6 protein-coding genes are annotated in these 4791 nt (G+C 64.1%); all 6 read right to left on the bottom strand.

All coding sequences use genetic code 11. The features are described 5' to 3' along the window. Positions 1–218 precede the first annotated feature (218 nt). Positions 219–788, bottom strand: a complete 570-nt coding sequence (locus tag OEX18_15705; GenBank protein ID MDH4338708.1) for an isochorismatase family protein — start codon at positions 786–788, stop codon at positions 219–221. A gap of 88 nt (positions 789–876) precedes the next feature. Further along, positions 877–1302, bottom strand: a complete 426-nt coding sequence (locus tag OEX18_15700; GenBank protein ID MDH4338707.1) for a MarR family transcriptional regulator — start codon at positions 1300–1302, stop codon at positions 877–879. Positions 1303–1650: 348 nt separating this feature from the next. After that, a complete protein-coding gene (locus tag OEX18_15695) occupies positions 1651–2625 on the bottom strand; it encodes a zinc-binding alcohol dehydrogenase family protein (protein MDH4338706.1) in 975 nt (324 codons plus the stop codon). 86 nt (positions 2626–2711) lie between these two features. Continuing rightward, positions 2712–3293 carry a YceI family protein gene (locus tag OEX18_15690; GenBank protein MDH4338705.1) on the bottom strand — a complete coding sequence of 194 codons (582 nt, stop codon included), beginning with the start codon at positions 3291–3293 and terminating at the stop codon, positions 2712–2714. Positions 3294–3380: 87 nt separating this feature from the next. Continuing rightward, positions 3381–4442, bottom strand: coding sequence for an MBL fold metallo-hydrolase (locus OEX18_15685; protein MDH4338704.1), 1062 nt, complete (start codon positions 4440–4442; stop codon positions 3381–3383). A gap of 55 nt (positions 4443–4497) precedes the next feature. Continuing rightward, positions 4498–4791: nuclear transport factor 2 family protein (locus OEX18_15680; GenBank protein ID MDH4338703.1), on the bottom strand; the 294-nt coding region annotated here is incomplete at its 5' end.

Below are 4791 nucleotides of genomic sequence, written 5' to 3'. Positions count from 1 at the left end.
CGGTGTACTCGCGGGAGTTGGGATCCTCGGGAGGGAACAGCGCGACGCCACCGTACCCATCAACGCCCTTGCCCAGCTCCGCGAGCTTGTCGTGGTGCGCGACGTAGTCTGCCTTCCGCCCGGCGGCAACGCGGTGGCTGATCAGAATCGCTATCGGGTCAGTCATGCCGGTCGGCCTTCACCCTCGGCGGCGCCCGCTTCGCAAACCAGGCTGACGTTCATGCTGGTTGGAGAATCGCATGAGCGATCTTGCCCTCGTGCGTGGACCAGTCCTTGGCGAGTTCCGCAACAATGGCGTTGAGCGTGGTCAGTCCGACGCCCCCGTGTTCCATTCGTCGCCATGCGATTTCTTCTGACAACTGGTTGGGAGATCCGCACGCGTCGCACACGACCTTGACACTGTGGCCATCCTCAACCGCGCTGAGCGCCGGAGCGACCACGCACACCTCAGTGGTTACACCGGCCATGACAATGTTCTTCCGGCCGGTTGCTTTGCACGCTTGGACGAACTCGTCCTGGTCCCACGCGTTGACGATGCCGGAGCGCTGAATGCGGCGCTCGAACGCCTCGGGGAGGACTGTCCGCAGTTCCGGCATGAGAGGCCCCTGCGCCTTCTGTTCCTGGCTCGAAGTCAGCACGACAGGGATGCCGACACCCGCCGCGAACTTGGCCAGTGCCAGAACGTTGCGCTCAAGAGTCTCAAGTGGTGTCGTCACTGCCCATTGATTCGTGCCTGTCTGGTGATCGATGAGCGCGAGCATCGTGTCCTTGACTGTGAATGAGCTCATTGTGTCCTCCATGATTCGATTAGTCCTGGCGTGCCGCGGTTCCCCCCGTCGATAATTTGCATGCGAACTATTGTCAGAAAAAAGGGGTTCACTCCTGCTCGCCAACTCGCTCCAGCAGGGCCACCAGCTGCTCGAGGTCGTCGCTCGAGAGCCTGGCCATCACCTCCCGGTCCCGCGCATCGATCGGCCCCTCCAGTCGGTCCAACACGCCGAGCCCCGCGGCAGTGATGGTGCATTCCACGCGACGCCGGTCCGAGCCGCACGGCGTACGGCGTACCAGGCCGCGCTTGACCAGTCGATCGATCAGCCTGGTAATTGAAGGCTGAGGGTTGAGCATGCGATCCCGAATCGTCATGATCGCCACCGGCTCCCCTGCCCCCTGGAGGATCCGCAGAATGTTGTACTGCGATTCCCCGATTCCCTCGGAGCCGAAGACATCCCCGAACTGTCGCCGAATCCTGCCGGTCGCTTGCAGGAGCGAAATCAAGGCGCGGCGCGGTGTGGAGCGGCTCATCGAGAAGAACCACCACTTCTACTTAATATGCATGCAAACATTCTTCATGTCAACTATAACACGGTCTCAAGGGGGCGAGCGGCGGGCCAGTATCCGTCTCGGCCGGCAGTCCACGGAGAATCACCCGGCTACTTGACCAGGGTCACGAGTCACGAATCGGCGTGAGTTATCGGTGCGGAAGGGGGGACTCGAACCCGTACGGTCTTGCTACCGCCAGCCCTTCAAGACGATACGTCTCGGGTGTATAGCCAAATCAATCCGGCACCCACATGCGAAACGCGACAGGCCGGCAACGTTGTCCGCGCTGGGGCCCGGTGAGACGGCCTCACACCAGCGTGTCGGTTGCTCCTACGGCGAGATTGTGACGACCATCTTGCCGAAGGTCCGGTTCTGTTCCATGTCCGTGTGTGCCTGGCGGAGCTGGTCGAAGGCATAGGATCGGACAGGACCCAGGCTGACGTCGCCGACCGCGAGCCGATCGAGATAGCGCTGCAGCACCTCTGCGGGGAGGTCACCGCTGCCACCGCCGTAGGCCGTCAGCCGTACACCCCGAGGCAAATAGGCGATCGGATAGAAGTTCGGCACGATCCACTGATTCGAGAGCATGCCGGTAAAGCAGACGGTGCCGTGGATGCGCGTGGAGGCGAGCGTATCCGGCAGCGTCGGCGTGCCCACGAGTTCCAGTGCGGCATCCACGCCCTCCGGAACGAGGTCGCGCACCGTCGGCGCGACCTGACCCGTGTCGACAATGGGGTGGTCGACGCCATGCGCCTTCAGGGCGTCCGCACGGTCAGGCTGGCGCGTCGTGGACAGCACCGTCGCCCCGAGGTCCTTGGCGATCGTGGCTGCGGCGAGGCCGACCGACGAGGTGCCGCCGCGAATGAGCAACGACTGTCCGCGCCGCAGGTCCAGACCGATGGTCAGCGAGCCGTAGGCCGTTTGCAGGGTCTCGGGCACCGCGCCGAGGACGTGCCAGGGCAGCGTGGAGCGGAAGGGGATGACCTGGCGACGCGGCACGACGGTGTACTCGGCGTAGCCGCCGTCGAAGGTCCGTCCCATGCCGCCCATCAAGGTCGCCACCTGTTGGCCGGCCTGCAGGTCCGTGCCGTTGGCGACGTCGACGACACCCGCCGCTTCGATGCCGAGGACGCGCGGAAACGTGACGCCTTCCGCGAGTCCCAGACGCGTATGGAGTTCCGACCGGTTCAGGCCGAACGCGCGGACCGCAATCCGCACCCAGCCCGGCGGCGGGTCTGGTACTGGGATCTCCCTGAGCACCAGGTTCTCCACGGGACCGGGTTCGGTCAGCACCACCGCGCGCATCGTCCTCGCCATCTCAGCCCCTCCTCTCGAGGCCACGTCGCTCAGCCGACCAGCGCGCGTCGATCAGCGCCGCTCTGCACCGACGACTATGACACGACAGCCGCCACCGTCTGTGGTTCAGCCTGTTCCAGTTCCACGGCTTGCGCTTCGATCTCGATCGTGACCGTGTTGGCCACGAGCACGCCTCCGGTTTCGAGCGCCTGGTTCCAGCGCAGCCCCCAGTCGCGGCGATCGATGTCGGTTGATGCGGTAAAACCGACTCGCCGCTGGCCCCAGGGATCAGTCCCACGCCCTCCAAAGGTGGCGTTCAATGTCACGGGCCTGCGTGTCCCGCGAATCTCGAGCTCGCCGACGATCGTGAAGCGGTCACCCTCGTCCGTGTACGCGCCGTCCACACGCGTGGTGCGAAAGGTGATCTGCTGGTGATGCTCGACGTCCAGGAAGTCGGCCGATCGCAGGTGCGCATCCCGGGCGGCGACGCCCGTGTCGAGGCTTGACGCATCGATGGTGACCTCCACCCGAGACTGTTCGGGGTGGCGGTCGTTGATGTCGACCACCCCGGTGAAGCTCCTGAACCGGCCGCGAACCGTCGTGAACATCATGTGTTTGACGGCGAACTCCACGGTCGTGTGGGCGGGGTCGAGTTGCCAGATTGTCTTGTTCTCCATGACACCTTTCCTTTCGATCACGTATGGCTCCTTGCGGAGCGCCACGTCATGCCTGCCCCAACCCGGAGTGTTGGCGTGTCGCTGGATTCAGTCATCCCAACGCACGTAGAGCAGCGCGGTTCGAACGTGGTCTTCGGCAAACACGTCGATACCAGCGAGGCGGCCCATCCAGCGCTGCTCGATTTCCGCCGTCGCGCGCTCGGTCACCACGTCGAGGAATCGCTTGAAGAGCAGGTACTTGTTGTCAAAGCCGCCGATCTGCGTGGCCGTTTCGCCGAACACGCCCATGAGGTCGGTCTGCCCGTGAACGCGCTTGACGGTCTCGTAGACGTCTCGTGTGAACTCGCGGGCCACCTCCACGTCGGCTCTGTTTCCGGGATGGGTCAGGTGACCGCCGACGAAGACATCGAAGTCGTACTCGAGGAGCGCGTCGAAGACGTGCACGTACTCGTGGAAGTTCGACGTGATGTCGAAGCCCTGGAAGGGGCCGTACCCCGGCGCTAGCGTGTCGATCGCCATCAGGAAGCGCGCCCGCGGTATGTAGACGATGAGGTCGCCCTCGTCCGAATGGTAGTGCGCGGCCCGCAGCTCGATGCGCGTTCCCCCTCGCGCGAGCACCACCTGATCATCGAACGTCCTGGTGGGCTTCAAACGGGCAGGATCGTTCTTCTCAGCCAGAAACTCGGCGACGCCCGTCAACGCCACAATCTCGAGTCCCTTGATGTCTTTGAAGGCCGCCGAGCCACCGATGTGATCCTTGTGAATATGGGTGTAGACGAGGGTAGTGATCGGCTGCCTGGTCACGGCGGCAATCTCAGCCCGGATCTTGGCGGCGTACGTCTCGGGCGCGTCGAACACGATCACCCCTGCATCCGTGACGACGAAGGCTGATTGCCAGACGCCGTCGGTGACGACAAACACACCGTCGGCGACCTTTCGTGTCTCGACCCCTTCCTTCGGATCGACGGCCCAGGCGCGGTCGAGCGCCGACCGTAGCACCGGCACGTAGTCCTTCAGAGCACGGCCGATGACGGGTGATTGGACGACCCCAACCGCGGTGTCCGCCGAGCCTTGTGCGAAGCTCGAGGCGCCGATGGCGAACAGGGCTACGGTGACGACGATTGCCGGAACGAGTGGGAATTTCTTCATTCTTGGCCTTTCTGAAGCGCTGGATTGGATGTGAGTGGCTCGTGCTTCCGCGGGCTCAGGCCCGAGGCTGGTTGGTGGCGAACAAGTACCGGTGAATGCGCCAGGCGCCGCCCTCGCGTCGAAACACGAACAGCTCGTTGTTGCCTTCGGTGACCTCAATCCCCGCTGCGAGCATCTTGGTGCGGCCCGCCGAACTGGTGCGCGCCCATGCCCAGTCACCAGCCTCCTGGATCTCGTGAATCTCGAACCGGACGTTCAGCTTGATGGTGTCGAAGACCTGCCGGTACCCGGCACGAACGGCGTCGCGACCGACGAGCGCTGGCGCGTGCTGTGGCATGAAGACCGGGCT

The organism is Candidatus Krumholzibacteriia bacterium (assembly GCA_029865265.1).
GTDB lineage: Bacteria > Krumholzibacteriota > Krumholzibacteriia > WVZY01 > JAKEHA01 > JAKEHA01.
The sequence above is the reverse complement of the archived record's forward strand: the minus strand, read 5'-3'. Positions and strand labels throughout refer to the sequence as shown.

Coding starts and splice junctions, on each gene's coding strand:
- OEX18_15705 (MDH4338708.1), bottom strand. CDS start 788: ATGAGCTCATTCACAGTCAAGGACACGATGCTCGCGCTCATCGATCAC.
- OEX18_15685 (MDH4338704.1), bottom strand. CDS start 4,442: ATGAAGAAATTCCCACTCGTTCCGGCAATCGTCGTCACCGTAGCCCTG.
- OEX18_15690 (MDH4338705.1), bottom strand. CDS start 3,293: ATGGAGAACAAGACAATCTGGCAACTCGACCCCGCCCACACGACCGTG.
- OEX18_15700 (MDH4338707.1), bottom strand. CDS start 1,302: ATGAGCCGCTCCACACCGCGCCGCGCCTTGATTTCGCTCCTGCAAGCG.
- OEX18_15695 (MDH4338706.1), bottom strand. CDS start 2,625: ATGCGCGCGGTGGTGCTGACCGAACCCGGTCCCGTGGAGAACCTGGTG.